This is a genomic window from Cobetia sp. MMG027, from assembly GCF_027947415.1.
In the GTDB taxonomy this organism is placed as follows: Bacteria; Pseudomonadota; Gammaproteobacteria; order Pseudomonadales; family Halomonadaceae; genus Cobetia; species Cobetia marina.
Map to the genome: position 1 here is coordinate 105331 of NZ_JAQJIO010000011.1, position 14479 is coordinate 119809.

General features: G+C 65.1%; 13 protein-coding genes. 8 read left to right on the forward strand and 5 right to left on the reverse strand.

All coding sequences use genetic code 11. The features are described 5' to 3' along the window. Window positions 1-220 precede the first annotated feature (220 nt). From dcd to PJK54_RS15445, 3 genes are all read right to left on the reverse strand, one after another. Window positions 221-787, reverse strand: a complete 567-nt coding sequence (gene dcd / locus PJK54_RS15435) for a dCTP deaminase (protein WP_043334107.1) — start codon at window positions 785-787, stop codon at window positions 221-223. Window positions 788-914: 127 nt separating this feature from the next. After that, on the reverse strand, window positions 915-1715 hold the full coding sequence (gene apbC / locus PJK54_RS15440; protein ID WP_084208220.1) for an iron-sulfur cluster carrier protein ApbC: 801 nt from the start codon (window positions 1713-1715) through the stop codon (window positions 915-917). 172 nt (window positions 1716-1887) lie between these two features. After that, window positions 1888-2601 carry an RNA pseudouridine synthase gene (locus PJK54_RS15445; protein WP_271303306.1) on the reverse strand — a complete coding sequence of 238 codons (714 nt, stop codon included), beginning with the start codon at window positions 2599-2601 and terminating at the stop codon, window positions 1888-1890. A gap of 404 nt (window positions 2602-3005) precedes the next feature. Here PJK54_RS15445 and PJK54_RS15450 point away from each other — a divergent pair, with 404 nt between their 5' ends. Next, entirely contained in the window at window positions 3006-3710 is a 705-nt protein-coding gene (locus tag PJK54_RS15450; RefSeq protein WP_084208219.1) for a cell wall hydrolase, read from the forward strand. Window positions 3711-3832: 122 nt separating this feature from the next. Here the strand turns inward: PJK54_RS15450 and PJK54_RS15455 are convergent, their stop codons facing one another. Next, window positions 3833-4306, reverse strand: a complete 474-nt coding sequence (locus PJK54_RS15455; RefSeq protein ID WP_077374187.1) for a tellurite resistance TerB family protein — start codon at window positions 4304-4306, stop codon at window positions 3833-3835. Between the two features lie 247 nt (window positions 4307-4553). On the opposite strand from PJK54_RS15455, the gene metG reads away from it, so the two are divergent. Further along, window positions 4554-6605, forward strand: coding sequence for a methionine--tRNA ligase (gene metG, locus PJK54_RS15460; RefSeq protein ID WP_271303307.1), 2052 nt, complete (start codon window positions 4554-4556; stop codon window positions 6603-6605). Between the two features lie 109 nt (window positions 6606-6714). Here the strand turns inward: metG and PJK54_RS15465 are convergent, their stop codons facing one another. Further along, the gene (locus PJK54_RS15465; RefSeq protein WP_084208216.1) at window positions 6715-7215 is read right to left on the reverse strand and encodes a DUF3465 domain-containing protein; all 501 of its coding nucleotides are present in this window, start codon (window positions 7213-7215) and stop codon (window positions 6715-6717) included. A gap of 341 nt (window positions 7216-7556) precedes the next feature. Between PJK54_RS15465 and rsxA the strand changes: the two genes are divergently transcribed. From rsxA to PJK54_RS15495, 6 genes are all read left to right on the forward strand, one after another. Further along, a complete protein-coding gene (gene rsxA / locus PJK54_RS15470) occupies window positions 7557-8138 on the forward strand; it encodes an electron transport complex subunit RsxA (RefSeq protein ID WP_077374196.1) in 582 nt (193 codons plus the stop codon). A 1-nt stretch (window position 8139) separates the two neighbouring features. Further along, window positions 8140-8787 carry an electron transport complex subunit RsxB gene (gene rsxB / locus PJK54_RS15475; protein ID WP_077374199.1) on the forward strand — a complete coding sequence of 216 codons (648 nt, stop codon included), beginning with the start codon at window positions 8140-8142 and terminating at the stop codon, window positions 8785-8787. After that, the gene (rsxC, locus tag PJK54_RS15480) at window positions 8787-11765 is read left to right on the forward strand and encodes an electron transport complex subunit RsxC (RefSeq protein ID WP_271303308.1); all 2979 of its coding nucleotides are present in this window, start codon (window positions 8787-8789) and stop codon (window positions 11763-11765) included. The genes rsxB and rsxC overlap by 1 nt, the downstream gene beginning before the upstream one ends. Before the next feature lie 91 nt (window positions 11766-11856). Next, window positions 11857-12897 (forward strand): electron transport complex subunit RsxD, encoded by a 1041-nt coding sequence (rsxD, locus tag PJK54_RS15485; protein WP_077374202.1) that lies wholly within the window; start codon window positions 11857-11859, stop codon window positions 12895-12897. Then, entirely contained in the window at window positions 12894-13673 is a 780-nt protein-coding gene (gene rsxG / locus PJK54_RS15490; protein ID WP_271303309.1) for an electron transport complex subunit RsxG, read from the forward strand. Before rsxD ends, rsxG begins: the two co-directional genes overlap by 4 nt. Continuing rightward, window positions 13666-14376, forward strand: a complete 711-nt coding sequence (locus PJK54_RS15495; protein WP_136938645.1) for an electron transport complex subunit E — start codon at window positions 13666-13668, stop codon at window positions 14374-14376. The genes rsxG and PJK54_RS15495 overlap by 8 nt, the downstream gene beginning before the upstream one ends. The last annotated feature ends 103 nt before the right edge of the window (window positions 14377-14479 follow it).

Below are 14479 nucleotides of genomic sequence, written 5' to 3' on the forward strand. Positions count from 1 at the left end.
CTGGGGTGGCCTGCAGACAAGCATAGGCAATAAAACAAGTGATTGAATCGATTGTTTCGTTCAACTTCCGACTAATGCTTCGGCTCGCAAGCAGCAAGCAGCGAGCACATCCACGACGGATCTCGCCTGCGTTCGCGCAAAGAAAAAGCGCCTCCCGGGGGAGGCGCTTTCGGCAATCACAGGCGCGGCTGGCAGCGGAAGCAGTACCGCTACCGGTGCCTCAGGTACGCGGCAGTGTCACGCCACGCTGGCCCTGATACTTGCCACCGCGATCCTTGTAGCTGGTCTCGCAGACTTCGTCGGACTCGAGGAACAGCATCTGCGCCACGCCTTCGTTGGCGTAGATGCGCGCCGGCAGGTTGGTGGTGTTGGAGAACTCGAGGGTGACGTGCCCTTCCCACTCCGGCTCCAGCGGCGTCACGTTGACGATGATGCCACAGCGCGCATAGGTGGACTTGCCCAGGCAGATGGTCAGCACGTTACGCGGAATGCGGAAGTACTCGATGGTACGGGCCAGCGCGAAGGAGTTGGGCGGAATCACGCAGGAATCGCCTTTCACGTCTACGAAGCTCTTCTCGTCGAAGTGCTTGGGGTCCACCGTCGCCGAATGGATGTTGGTGAAGACCTTGAACTCATCCGAGCAGCGCACGTCGTAGCCGTAGCTGGAGGTGCCGTAGGAAATCACACGGCGCTCATCGTGAAAGCGCACCTGATCGGGCTCAAAGGGTTCGATCATGTCGTGGCTTTCGGCCATGCGACGGATCCACTTGTCGGATTTGATGCTCATCGAGCGTACCTGACTGACTGATGGGGGAGAGACGCGTGAGCGCCATGAAACGCGGGCCAGCATGATACCGGCCCGCTGCGCCGCTGGAAACCTCGCGACGAGGCGACGACGGCGTGTCGGCTCAGGCTCAGCTGAAGCTGATGCTCGGGCCTTCGTCCGCCTCGGCAGTGTCCAGGGTCTCGATGACCTGACGCGCGATGGAGAGGAAGCACTTGGCCACCTCGCCTTGCGGCTCCGCGATCACGCTGGGACGACCACCATCGGCATTCTCGCGGATGCTCAGGGTCAGCGGCAGCTGGCCCAGCAGGCGAGTCTGGTATTCCTCGGCGATGCGCTCACCGCCACCGGCACCGAAGACCGCTTCACTGTGGCCACACTGGCTGCAGGTATGCGTGCTCATGTTCTCGACCACGCCCAGCACCGGCACCTTGACCTTGCGGAACATCTCGATGCCCTTCTGGGCATCCAGCAGCGCGATGTCCTGCGGCGTGGTGACGATGACAGCCCCGGAGACCGGCACCTTCTGTGACAGGGTCAGCTGGATGTCACCGGTGCCCGGCGGCATGTCGATCAACAGCACGTCCAGCTCTCCCCAGGCAGTCTGGTTAAGCAGCTGCTGGAAGGCACCCGCGACCATCGGGCCACGCCAGACCATCGGGTCCTTCACGTCGACCAGATAGGCCATCGACATGGTCTTGATGCCGTGGGCCTCGATGGGGCTGAAGACCTGCTCACCGGCCATCTCCGGACGCTGACCGGTCGGCACGCCGAACATCTGCGCCTGACTCGGCCCGTAGATGTCGGCGTCCAGCAGGCCGACCTTGAGACCTTCCTGAGCCAGCGCCAGTGCCAGATTGGCCGTCACGGTGGACTTGCCGACGCCACCCTTGCCGGAGGCGACGGCCACGATGTGCTTGATACCTTCCATATCTTGAAACTCCTGTGACGGCCTGCGCCGCGCGGTCAACGCAGCAGGCGCAGACGTCTGAACTGTCAGCGAAAAAAGCCGTGGAACACGATGGGCACAGTATGCCTGCCACCGCGATACGGGCCAAGCCGATGGGACATGCCTCGAGGAGTCATGACCCGATGAACCATGATCAGAAACGCACGTCGACCGGCAGGAAACGCCACTCGCCCGGTGCCATGCGGCCCAGCAGGATCGCGCCCAGGCGCAGACGACGGACCTCGATGACCTTGAGGCCCTGTTCCTCGACCGCGCCACGGATACCGCCCACCGGCACGCGCTTCATGGCGATGCGCAGACGGGTATCACTCTGCCAGCTGATGCTGACCTTAGGCTTGCGGCCACGGATGTCGGCGCACAGCGCGAAGCCGATACGCTTGAGGCCCTCGTCATCAAGCGTCCCTTCCACTTCGACGACGTATTCCTGCTCCAGCTGGTCCAGGTCATCACCGAGCTTGCGGATCACGCCGCGATTCTGTGACCACACCGCGAGGCCGGACTCCTGCTCGGCCAGCTCCGCCAGCGGCTGCTGGGACAGGAAATGCACCTTGAGCCAGTCGGCACCGCTGTGGTCCAGCGCACTGCGCGGCGCGCCGTCACGCAGGGTGAGCGGGTCCAGCAGCGGAGCGCCCGGCGGGCGATACCACACCAGAGTCATCGGCGCGATGGGCTCCATGCTGGCGCCCTCATCGACCGTGACTTCCTCATCCGTGACCTTGAAGAACGGCGCCTCGACGACTTCGCCCGCGACTCGCACCACGCCCTGGGCGATGAGATGCTCGGCTTCACGACGTGAAATGCCCTGCTGATGGGCCAGGAACTTGGATAGACGGACGGGTTCAGTCATGGAAACTCTCAAGGACAGCGACGCTAGCGACCGGAGGCAATGGCACGCACCAGCGCAGGATGACGAAGTGTGATGCACGATGGACAATCACGAAGACCGGCCATGATAACGACATGGCGGCGCGATGACACGGGAGAATGCCCGCCGCCGCCCGGCGTGATTCAATGGCGGCAGGGAACTCTTCCCGACTGTCGTCGTCTGAGCTGCGTCAGAGTTGCGTTGAAGCCGGCAAGGGGCATCGAACGAATGACATCGGGCAAGATGGCGCGTCTGCGCGACTCGCCCTCATGCGACCATTACTGCTCGATCGCGCCCGAAGGGTCATCACGCCGGGGGATGCCTGTGTCACTGCCTAGATTGGCACACCACCCCAAGCCTACAGGACATGTCTACAGGTAAACTGCATGCGTCCATCGACATCCGCGCACCCCGTGCGTGCCCACGCTACACCCCCGGCACCGCGCCGCGGCATTGCCGGCATCGACCGCCACGCCACGCTGCGTGGACTGCGTCATCTGCTGCTTGTCGCGGGGCTGACGCTGGCGGCTGGCTGCTCGGCGCCACAGGCCTCGGACACCCCTGCCGCTGCCAATGCCGTCAGCGCCGCCGCCAAGGCCGAGCGCCTCGAGAGCCTGCTGGTGCGAGGCCAGGACGACATCCCCGATGAGCTGTTGCTGACCAAGGCCGGCGCCCGCGCCATCGACCCCAATGGCCAGCGACCGGTGGACGACCCGCTGACCTGTCTGGCGCGCGCCGCCTACTGGGAAGCCAAGGGCGAAGGCCGAAGCGGCATGCAGGGCATCGTCAACGTGGTGATCAACCGCGCCGCCGACCCCCGCTTCCCCGACAGCCTCTGTGGCGTGGTCAAGCAGGGCGGCGAGAGCGGCAGCTGCCAGTTCTCCTGGTGGTGTGACGGGCGTTCCGACAGGATTCGCGAGCCGGAAGCCTACGCCGAGGCACGCGACGTGGCCCGTCAGGCGCTCAACCATCAGCTGGAAGACGTCACCGACGGCGCGCTCTACTTCCACGCCCGCTACGCCACGCCCTACTGGGCCAAGCGCTTCGTGCGCACCGCGCGCATCGGTCAGCACCTGTTCTATCGCAACTGAGCGCGAGCCGCTGCTGCTGGATGACCGCTGTTGAGAGCCAACCGACACTGCGACCACAAGTCGGAAACACGACGCCCCCGTTGCCATTGGCAGCGGGGGCGTCTGCATGAGAGCGGCTGCGCTTACTTGTCCGGCTGGGCCGCTAGCTTGGTACGGATGAATTCGCTGTGACTGACGTGCAGCAGTCCGGCAAGCCGGCGGATGCGATGCTCCTCATGGGCATCCAGCTCGCCATCGGCGTACGCCAGCTCCCAGAGCATGCCGATCAGCTCGGTGCGCTCCTCAAGGCTCATGTGCTCGTTGAGCTGCTTGACGAAGCGATAGTGATCCGTGGCCTGTTCGGCATCCTGTTCGGCCTGGGACAACAGGCTGGCAAGCTCATCCTTCTCCAGCGAGAAACGCTCGGCCAGCTGGCGTGCAAGCGCTTCTCGCTCGCGCACGTCGAGGTGGTCATCGGCGCGCACCACCTCGAACATCAGCACGGCCATCGCAAGTTCGGGGCCAGGTTCATCGTTGGGGCGCGCGTTACTGCCGGGCATCATCACCTGACGGATGAGACGATTGATCTGACCTGCGACGGATAGTTGAGCTGCCATGCTGACCTCCAGAAACGGGAAAAGTGGCGTATAGCATCCTTCATGAGGGCGCCGGGAAGGGATGCAACCGCACAGTTGCGCATGGCGGCGTTGCTGGTGACGCGACGCGCCCTTCGCGCCGCCCGCACCTTCGCGATATAGTAGCGCTCATCCCGACGGGGCGATGCGTTCGCCCCTATCACGTGTCATTCCGGCGAGCCGCTGCCCTTCACGCAGCAGGCGCCCTTTACCGTCAAGACGAGGCCTCATGTCAGCGCGCAAGATTCTGGTCACCAGTGCCCTGCCCTATGCCAATGGGTCGATCCACCTGGGTCACCTGCTTGAGTACATCCAGACCGACATCTGGGTACGCTTCCAGAAAAGTCGTGGCCACGAATGCCATTACGTGTGCGCCGATGACGCCCACGGTACCGCCATCATGCTGCGTGCCGAGCAGGAAGGCGTCACCGCCGAGCAGCTGATCCAGCGCGTGAGTGACGAGCACCAGGCCGACTTCGCCAAGTTCGGTGTCGACTTTGACAACTACCACTCCACCCACTCGCCGGAGAACCGCGCCCACAGCGAGCGCATCTATCTGGCGCTGCGTGATGCCGGCCATATCGCCACCCGCGATATCGAGCAGATGTTCGATCCGGTCAAGGGCCTGTTCCTCGCCGACCGCTTCATCAAGGGCACCTGCCCGAAGTGCAAGACCGAAGACCAGTACGGCGACAACTGTGAAGCCTGTGGCGCGGCCTACACGCCGGCCGAGCTGATCGATCCGGTCTCTGCCATCTCCGGTGCCACGCCGGAAATGCGCACCTCCACCCACTACTTCTTCAAGCTGCCGAACTTCGCCGAGTTCCTCAAGGAGTGGACCAAGAGCGGCCGCGTGCAGAGCCAGATCTCCAACAAGCTGCAGGAATGGTTCGAGGCGGGTCTGGCCGAGTGGGACATCTCCCGCGATGCACCGTACTTCGGCTTCGAGATTCCGGACGCGCCGGGCAAGTACTTCTACGTATGGCTGGACGCGCCGATCGGCTATCTCGCCAGCTTCCAGAACCTGTGCGAGAAGCAGGGCATCGACTTCGACAGCTACTGGAAGGCCGATTCCGACGCCGAGGTCTATCACTTCATCGGCAAGGACATCGTCTACTTCCACGCCCTGTTCTGGCCGGCGATGCTGGAAGGTGCCGGCATGCGCACCCCGACCGGCGTCAACTGCCACGGTTTCGTGACCGTGAACGGCGCCAAGATGTCCAAGTCGCGCGGCACCTTCATCAAGGCCGATACCTACGCGCAGTTCCTCAACCCGGAATACCTGCGCTACTACTTCGCCGCCAAGCTGACCTCCGGCGTCGATGACCTCGACCTCAACCTCGACGACTTCACCGCCCGCGTGAATTCCGACCTGGTCGGCAAGGTGGTCAACATCGCCAGCCGCTGTGCCGGCTTCGTCAAGAAGCTGGGCGACGGCAAGCTGTCCGCCACCTGCGCCGAGCCGGAGCTGGTCGAGCGCTTCATCGCCGCTGGCGAAGGCATCGCGGCGGACTTCGAAGCCCGTGAATTCGCCCGCGCCATGCGTAAGGTGATGGAGCTGGCCGATGAAGCCAACACCTACATCGCCGACAAGGCGCCGTGGGCGATGGCCAAGGAAGACGGTCGCGAGCAGGAAGTGCTCGAGGTCTGCTCCGTGGGCATCAACCTGTTCCGTCAGCTGATGGTCTATCTGGCGCCGGTGATTCCGGAGCTGGCCGACAAGGCGCGCGACTTCCTGAACCTCGAGAGCCTGGACTGGGCCAGCCGCGAAAGCGTGCTGACCGATCATGCCATCAACAAGTTCAAGCCGCTGCTGACCCGTGTCGAGCCAGAGCGCATCGACAAGATGCTCGAAGCCTCGCGCGAAGTGCTGGTCGAGGAGCAGAAGATCAAGGACGGCACCGCCAAGGCGGAAGCTGCCGCCGCGCCGAGCCCGCTCGACGCCGACCCGATCGCCGAGGAGATCGACTTCGACACCTTCATGAAGACCGACCTGCGCGTGGCGAAGATCGTCAAGGCGGAGCACGTCGAGAAGGCGGCCAAGCTGCTCAAGCTGACATTGGATATCGGCGGCGAGACGCGCACCGTATTCTCCGGCATCAAGTCCGCCTACGCGCCGGAAGCCCTGGAAGGCCGCCTGACCGTGATGGTCGCCAACCTGGCACCGCGCAAGATGCGCTTCGGTGTCTCCGAAGGCATGGTGCTGGCCGCCGGTGATGACGAAGGCATCTACCTGCTGGAGCCGCACACCGGTGCCAAGCCGGGTCAGCGCGTCACTTGATCCGCTGATTCAGCCTCGCTGAAGCCTCTTCAGCGCAACGCCCCGCCAGAGAGTCTCTGGCGGGGCGTCGTCGTTCAGGCATCTGGCTCAGGACTCGGCAGTATCACGATCACTCGTAACGGCGACCGGCATGCTCCAGCCAGCCGCCCACATGGCGGCCACCGGGATCATGATGCGTCCAGTGGATCACCCCGCCCTTGTCGGTCCACTCGTATTCCCCGTAGAAGCCGATGCGATCCCCGACCTGAAGACTGTCGATACGCGGCGCGAGATCGATGTTGTGCGCCACCAGAATGGTGGTCCCGCCTGCCACTCGAATCAGGAACTTCTGATGACGACTGCCCTTGAGATCATCCCGGAGCAGGCGTATCACCTCCCCCGTGCCGCGCACCTGCACATCACTCTGCTGCGCGCGGATGGCATCGCGCAGGCGCTGCTCATCCGCGGAGCCGGTGCCCTGCTCCTGCGCGGCCTGCGGAGAGCGGAAGTCGCTCCACCACTGTGTGAGCGAAAGGTTGCCATTGCCCGTCAGCTGGGAAATTCCCGCCAGGATGACCACGATGACAATGACCCACAACGGCCGCCTGCCGCGCGAACCCGATCGACGCATATCCCACTCCTTGTGCAATCCCTTGAGGATGAAAAGACACTGGCAACGCCAGAATCATAAAAAGTAATAAAGGAATTCTTCTTTATTACTTCAAGAACCAAGCAAAACACGAAACAATGGCCGTCTCACACTGGCAACACTGCGCCTTGATTGCCACGCTACAGGCTGTCGGCAGGCAGTATCTTGCGTATAATGCTGCCGCGCTCGACGCTCCTTCCTGACGTGCCGCATCCTGACTGCGCACGACAGCGACGCGCCATGATCTTCTGCTAGCGCAGCGTCATGCCTGTCGACCGTACACCAGAGCGCCTTCGAAACACCCTGACCGAGCGACGCCCCTGATGAGTGAATACCTTCTTATCCTGATCAGCACCATCCTGGTCAACAATTTCGTGCTGGTTCAGTTCCTCGGCCTGTGCCCGTTCATGGGGGTCTCTAACAAGCTGGAGTCGGCGATGGGCATGTCGCTGGCCACCACCTTCGTGCTCACTCTGTCCTCGATGTGCGCCTACCTGACCTACCACTTCATCCTCGCGCCGCTGGGGCTTGAGTACCTGCGCACCATCGCGTTCATCATGGTGATTGCCGTGGTGGTGCAGTTCACCGAGATGGTGGTCAAGAAGACCAGTCCGCTGCTCTACCAGGTGCTAGGCATCTTCCTGCCGCTGATCACCACCAACTGTGCGGTGCTCGGTGTGGCGCTGCTGACCCTGAACCGCAATTCAAGCTTCATGGAAGCCACGCTCTACGGTTTCGGTGCGGCCGTGGGCTTCTCGCTGGTGCTGGTGCTGTTCGCCGCCATGCGTGAGCGCCTGGCCTTCGCCGATGTGCCACGCCCCTTCCAGGGCCCGGCCATCGCGATGATCACCGCCAGCCTGATGTCGCTGGCCTTCCTCGGCTTCTCCGGACTGGTGCAGATCTGACATGCTCGATTTCCTCAACGACCATACGCTGATCTCCGCCATCATCGCGCTGGTGGCCATGGCGATCGTCTTCGGTGGCCTGCTCGGCTTCGCCTCGGTGGCCTTCAAGGTCGAGGGCGACCCCATCGTCGAGCAGATCGATCAGCTGCTGCCGCAGACCCAGTGCGGCCAGTGCGGCTATCCGGGCTGCAAGCCCTATGCCCAGGCCATCGCCGAGGGGGACGAGATCAACAAGTGCCCACCGGGTGGCGAGAGCACCATCGCCTCGCTGGCCGACCTGCTGGGTCGCGAGGCCACGCCGCTGGATGGCGATGCCGACAACACCCCCAAGGTGGCGGTGATTCGCGAAGACGAATGCATCGGCTGCACCAAGTGCATCCAGGCCTGCCCGGTGGACGCCATCCTGGGCGCCGCCAAGCACATGCATACCGTGATCGCCGACGAATGCACCGGCTGCGACCTGTGCGTCGAGCCCTGCCCGGTGGACTGCATCGACATGGTGCCGGTCGCCACCGACGTGCGCAGCTGGCACTGGCCACAGCCGGCCGGCCCGACCCGAGACAATACCCGCTTCAGCGGCAGCCTGATCGTCACTGACGCTGCCCCGCAAGAGCGCGCTACCGCCACCTCTGCAAGGAATGTCGCCTGATGGTTCTGTCGTTGCTCAAGTCCATGGTGACGTCCCGTTCTGCCACGAGCACTGCTGCCCCGCGCGCGACAGGCAGTGACAGCGCTCCCCGCGTATTCGACTTCCACGGCGGCATTCACCCGCCGGAACACAAGGCACTCTCCAATCGCGCCCCGCTGGTGGCCGCCCCGCTGCCCCATGAGGTGGTACTGCCGCTCAGTCAGCATATCGGCGCGCCCGCCCAGCCGCTGGTGGAGATCGGCCAGCGCGTGAAGACCGGTGAGCTGATCGCTCGCGCCCAGGGCATGATCTCCGCGCCGGTGCATGCCAGCATCACCGGCGTGGTCACCGCCATCGAGCCGCGTCAGATCCCTCACGTCTCGGGCCTGGAAGATCTGTGCATCGTGATCGAGCGTGACGGCGAGATCGATGAATGGGCGCGCCTTGAGGCCTGGCGCGACTGGCGCCAGCAGGAAGCCCAGGACCTGATCCAGCGCCTGCAGGATGCCGGCGTGGTCGGCCAGGGCGGTGCGGGCTTCCCCTCGGCGGTGAAGGCGCGCGTGCGTGAGCGCCACGCCATCGACACCCTGATTCTGAACGCGGCGGAGTGTGAGCCTTACATCACCGCCGATGACCTGACCATGCGCACGCATCCGGAAGCGCTGATCGAAGGGCTCGAGATTCTCGCCAGCCTGATCGGCCCCGAGTGCATCCTGATCGGTATCGAGGACAACAAGCCCGAGGCCGTCATCGCGCTGGAGCAGGCGATTCGCGCCCGGCGTGCCGACAAGCGCCTGCCGCCGCTGGATTCACGTCTGGAAGTCGTGGTGGTGCCGACCAAGTACCCCTCCGGCGGCGAGAAGCAGCTGATCAAGCTGCTGACGGATCGCGAAGTGCCCAGTCGCGGCCTGCCCGCCGATGTCGGCGTGGTGGTGCACAATCCGGGCACCGTGCGCGCGGTGCAGCGTGCGGTGTGCTTCGGCGAGCCGATGATCTCGCGGGTCGTCACCCTGACCGGCGAGGCCCTGCAGCACCCGCACAACGTCGAGGCCCGCCTGGGCACCGCCATCGGTGACCTGCTGCGCCTGGCCGCTCCTTCTGCGAGCGGCATCGCCCGTCTGGTGATGGGTGGGCCGATGATGGGCTTCACCCTCGAGAGTGACGCCCTGCCGATCATCAAGACCACCAATTGTCTGCTGGCCTCCTCACCTGAGGCGGTGCCGGCCCCCGCTGTCGAGCAACCCTGCATCCGCTGTGGCATGTGCGAGCAGGCATGTCCGGCGGAGCTGCTCCCGCAGCAGCTCTACTGGTTCTCCAAGTCTCGCGAGTTCGACAAGGCCGAGCTCTACAACCTCGCGGACTGCATCGAGTGCGGTGCCTGCTCCTATGTCTGCCCCAGCCAGATTCCGCTGGTGCAGTATTACCGCTTCGCCAAGGGCGAGATTCGTACCGCCCAGCACGAGGCGCGCAAGTCAGAGCGCGCCCGTCACCGCTTCGAGTTCAAGCAGGCGCGCATGGCACGCGAGGAAGCCGAGAAGGAAGCCAAGCGCCAGCAGCGTGCCCAGGCCGCCCAGAAGGCCGCCGCAGCGCGCGCCGAGACCGCGACTGCCGCCGACACGACGTCCACAGCGAGTGCCGCCGCTCCGTCGGCGCCGGCAGCGGCGACGGACCTCAAGGCCTTCAAGACGGCACGCGCCGCGGCCAACATCGCCCTCAAGAAGGCCGAGAAGGCGCTCAAGGCGGCTCAGGACAGTGGCGAGAGCAGCGCCAGTGATCTTGCGGCGCTTGACGCCAACGTGACCGCGGCCAAGACCCGACTTGCCAGTGCGGAAAGCGCCCTCAAGGCCGCCAGCGAGGCGAGCGAGTCCGCCGCTGCGGCCCCCGCCTCTGCTGCCACCGGCGCGTCCGCCCCCGCCGCCGCAGCCCCGGCTGCCGCAGCTTCGGCTGGCGACCTCAAGGCGCTCAAGACGGCGCGTGCCGCCGCCAACATCGCCGTCAAGAAGGCCGAGAAGGCCCTCAAGACGGCACAGGACAGCGGTGAGGGTGATATCGCGGCGCTGGAGGCCAGCGTCACGGACGCCAGGGCCCGACTGGCCAAGGCCGAAGCCGACCTCAAGGCCGCCAGCGAGACCAGCGAGTCAGCTGCCCCTGCGGCGGCAAGCACCTCCACGACAGGCGCCGCTGCCCCGGCAGCCGATCTCAAGGCCCTCAAGACGGCGCGTGCCGCCGCCAATATCGCCGTCAAGAAGGCCGAGAAGGCCCTCAAGACGGCACAGGATAGCGGTGAGGGTGACATCGCGGCGCTGGAGGCCAGCGTGACAGATGCCAGGGCGCGACTTGCCAAGGCCGAAGCCGACCTCAAGGCCGCCAGCGACGCCAGCGAGCCAGCTGCCCCTGCGCCAGCCAGCACTTCCTCGACAGGCGCGGCTGTCCCTGCAGCCGCAGCGCCGGCTGCCGCAGCTTCGGCTGCCGATCTCAAGGCGCTCAAGACGGCGCGTGCCGCGGCCAATATCGCGGTCAAGAAGGCCGAGAAGGCGCTGGCCCGCGCCAGCGAAAGCGGTGAAGGCGATATCGAGGACCTGCAGACCCTGCTGGCCACCGCACAGGAAAACCTGCGCGCCGCCGAGGTTCGCCTGACCAGCGCGCAAGCTGAGGGCACTGGCGCGCCGCCTGCCGCCAAGGGCGCGGGTGAATTGATTCCCGAGGCCCCCAAGGCTGCCGCGGGGTCGGTGGGTCGTGGCAGCATGGCCAGCAACGTGACGCTCTCCCAGGCCGAGATCGAGGCATCGCGCGCCGAGAACCTCGCCAAGCGTCACAAGCAGGTCACCATCGCGGTCAAGGCGGCCGAGGCGGCCCATCGCAAGGCAGAGGCGGCACTGAGCGAGGCGGATGATGAAAGCCGCCAGCGACTGGCCACCAAGGTCGACCGTACGCGCCGCAATCTGGAACACGCCCGCGAGTCGCTGGCCGAGGTACAGGCACTGGTGGACGCGCAATGAGTGACGCGCGTTCCTTCACCGCCCCCTTGGCAGGCCGCTGCACCGCACGCCACACGTCATTGTCCATTTACCGCAAGGATCTGAACGCCTCATGAGCCTGATGCACGCAAGCTCTCCCCATGCCCACGGCCCCACCGCCACCTCGCGCGTGATGGCCTGGGTGCTGGCTGCCACGCTGCCGGGCATCGCCGTACTCTGCTGGCACTATGGCTGGGGCGTGCTGTTCAATCTCGTCTTCGCCTGCCTGACCGGCATCGCGCTCGAGGCGCTGTTGCTCAAGCTGCGCGGACGGCCGGTCAGCTTCTTCCTCAAGGACAACTCGGCGCTCGTCACCTGCGTGCTGCTGGCCGTCTCGCTGCCGCCGCTGGCCCCCTGGTGGCTGGTACTGACCGGCGTGGTCGCGGCCATCGTGGTCGCCAAGCAGCTCTACGGCGGCCTGGGCCAGAATCCGTTCAATCCGGCGATGGTCGCCTATGCGCTGCTGCTGATCTCTTTCCCGGTCGAGATGTCACGCTGGTCGGCCCCCGATGGCTTCACGCTCGGCTTCGCCGACAGCCTCAGGCAGTTCTTCGGCATGATCGCCACGCCGGATGCCCTGACCGGTGCCACACCGCTGGACGCCTTCCGCAACAAGGGCGAGCTTTCCAGCAGCGAGTTCTGGGCCGACCCGAGCCTGCTGCCCGCCGCCAACCTGCTGGCCTGGCAGCAGACCGCCATCGCCTGGGGCCTCGGCGGCCTGGTGCTGCTGGCACGTCGCCTGATCACCTGGCATATCCCGGTGGCGATGCTGGGCAGCCTGAGCGTGATCTCGGGCATCTTCTTCTTGATGGAGGGCGATCAGCATGCCAGCCCGCTGTTCCACCTGCTATGCGGCGCGGCGATCTTCGGTGCCTTCTTCATCGCCACCGACCCCGTCACGGCGGCGACCTCCAACAAGGGCAAGCTCTACTACGGCGCGGGTATCGGCGTGCTGATCTATCTGATTCGCACCTTCGGTGCCTATCCGGATGCCATCGCCTTTGCGGTGCTGCTGATGAACTTCAGCGTACCGTTCATCGATTACTACACGCAGCCCCGCAGCTATGGCCACAAGAAGGCCCGTCGCGGCATCAAGCTGGAGGACAAGGCATGAGCCTGACGCCGGATCAGCCGGAACAGCAAGCCCAGGCCGCGCGAGGCCTGAAGCACAACATCGCGCGAGCAGCCTCGGGCCTGGCGGTGTTCGCCATCGTCACCGCCGGCGTGGTGGCCGTCACCCAGATGACCACCGCCGACACCATCGCGGACAACGAGCGTGCCGCCCAGAGCGCCGCGCTTGCCGAGATCATCCCGCCGTCACTGCACGACAATGACCTGCTCGACGATGCCTTCGTCCTGCCGCCCTCCCAGGTGCTGGGACTGGAAAGCGCCGACACCGGCTGGCGCGCCACTCGGGATGGCAAGACCGTCGCGGTGCTGCTGCCGGTGGTCACAGGCAAAGGTTACAGCGGCGATATCCGCCTGCTGGTCGGTATCCGGGCAGATGGCAGCGTGGCCGGCGTGCGCGCCGTCAAGCACACCGAGACCCCGGGGCTGGGCGACAAGATCGAAGCCCGCAAGTCCGGATGGATCCATGAGTTCGACGACCAGACGCTCAGCTCGGTGGAGTGGAAGGTGCAGAAGGATGGCGGAGACTTCGACCAGTTCACCGGCGCGACCATCACCCCGCGTGCGGTCGTGGGGGCCGTGCGTCAGGCTCTGATCTACTTCATGGCGCATCGCACGGCGCTGCTGGCCGGCGACAGCGAGACGCTGACCGCGACACGCCGCGCCGCCAAGGCACAGGACACCGCACACGCTCCCTCCGCTGACGGCACGCTTGCGCCATCAGCGACTTCTGAATACGGCGGAGATGAACCTCATGAGTGATATCTCACTTGGCAAGATCAGCCGCGACGGCCTGTGGGACAACAACCCGGCGCTGGTACAGCTGCTGGGCCTGTGTCCGCTGCTGGCCGTCACCGCCAGCGTCGTCAATGCCATCGGCCTGGGACTCGCCACCCTGCTGGTGTTGATCGGCTCCAACGTGGCGGTATCACTGATCCGCAATCTGGTGCCGTCGGCGGTACGCCTGCCGGCCTTCGTGATGATCATCGCCTCCTTCGTGACCTGCGCTGAGCTGTTGATGAAAGCGTATACCTATGAGCTCTACCAGATTCTGGGCATCTTCATTCCGCTGATCGTCACCAACTGCGCGATTCTCGGGCGTGCCGATGCCTTCGCCGCCAAGCACCCGGTGCTGCCGGCGGCCACCGATGGGCTGATGATGGGGCTGGGCTTCATGGCCGTGCTGGTACTGCTGGGCGGCATGCGCGAGCTGTTCGGTCAGGGCACGCTGTTTGCGGGCATGGAGCTGCTGCTCGGGCCGGTGGCCGCAGACTGGAAGCTGACGCTGTTCCCGGACTACTCCTTCCTGTTCCTGGTGCTGCCGCCCGGCGCCTTCTTCTGCATGGGACTGATCATCGCGGGCAAGAAGACCATCGATGAGCGCCTCGAGCAGCGCCGCAAGGCAGCAGCCGTGGATGCGCCCAAGGCCTCGCGTCGCGTGCGCGTCACCGGCACGATTTCCTGATACGTGGGCCTGAGCCCAGGCCTGCCTGCTTTATTCTGTCTGTTTCCCCTGTCTGCCTTTCCCTGTCTGGAGGCCAGCTGCGTTCCTCCAGACAGACACTGAC

Bases quoted from the DNA above. Each gene is read 5' to 3' on its own strand.
- dcd (WP_043334107.1), bottom strand. From the start codon at position 787: ATGAGCATCAAATCCGACAAGTGGATCCGTCGCATGGCCGAAAGCCAC.
- apbC (WP_084208220.1), bottom strand. From the start codon at position 1,715: ATGGAAGGTATCAAGCACATCGTGGCCGTCGCCTCCGGCAAGGGTGGC.
- PJK54_RS15445 (WP_271303306.1), bottom strand. From the start codon at position 2,601: ATGACTGAACCCGTCCGTCTATCCAAGTTCCTGGCCCATCAGCAGGGC.
- PJK54_RS15450 (WP_084208219.1), top strand. From the start codon at position 3,006: ATGCGTCCATCGACATCCGCGCACCCCGTGCGTGCCCACGCTACACCC.
- PJK54_RS15455 (WP_077374187.1), bottom strand. From the start codon at position 4,306: ATGGCAGCTCAACTATCCGTCGCAGGTCAGATCAATCGTCTCATCCGT.
- metG (WP_271303307.1), top strand. From the start codon at position 4,554: ATGTCAGCGCGCAAGATTCTGGTCACCAGTGCCCTGCCCTATGCCAAT.
- PJK54_RS15465 (WP_084208216.1), bottom strand. From the start codon at position 7,215: ATGCGTCGATCGGGTTCGCGCGGCAGGCGGCCGTTGTGGGTCATTGTC.
- rsxA (WP_077374196.1), top strand. From the start codon at position 7,557: ATGAGTGAATACCTTCTTATCCTGATCAGCACCATCCTGGTCAACAAT.
- rsxB (WP_077374199.1), top strand. From the start codon at position 8,140: ATGCTCGATTTCCTCAACGACCATACGCTGATCTCCGCCATCATCGCG.
- rsxC (WP_271303308.1), top strand. From the start codon at position 8,787: ATGGTTCTGTCGTTGCTCAAGTCCATGGTGACGTCCCGTTCTGCCACG.
- rsxD (WP_077374202.1), top strand. From the start codon at position 11,857: ATGAGCCTGATGCACGCAAGCTCTCCCCATGCCCACGGCCCCACCGCC.
- rsxG (WP_271303309.1), top strand. From the start codon at position 12,894: ATGAGCCTGACGCCGGATCAGCCGGAACAGCAAGCCCAGGCCGCGCGA.
- PJK54_RS15495 (WP_136938645.1), top strand. From the start codon at position 13,666: ATGAGTGATATCTCACTTGGCAAGATCAGCCGCGACGGCCTGTGGGAC.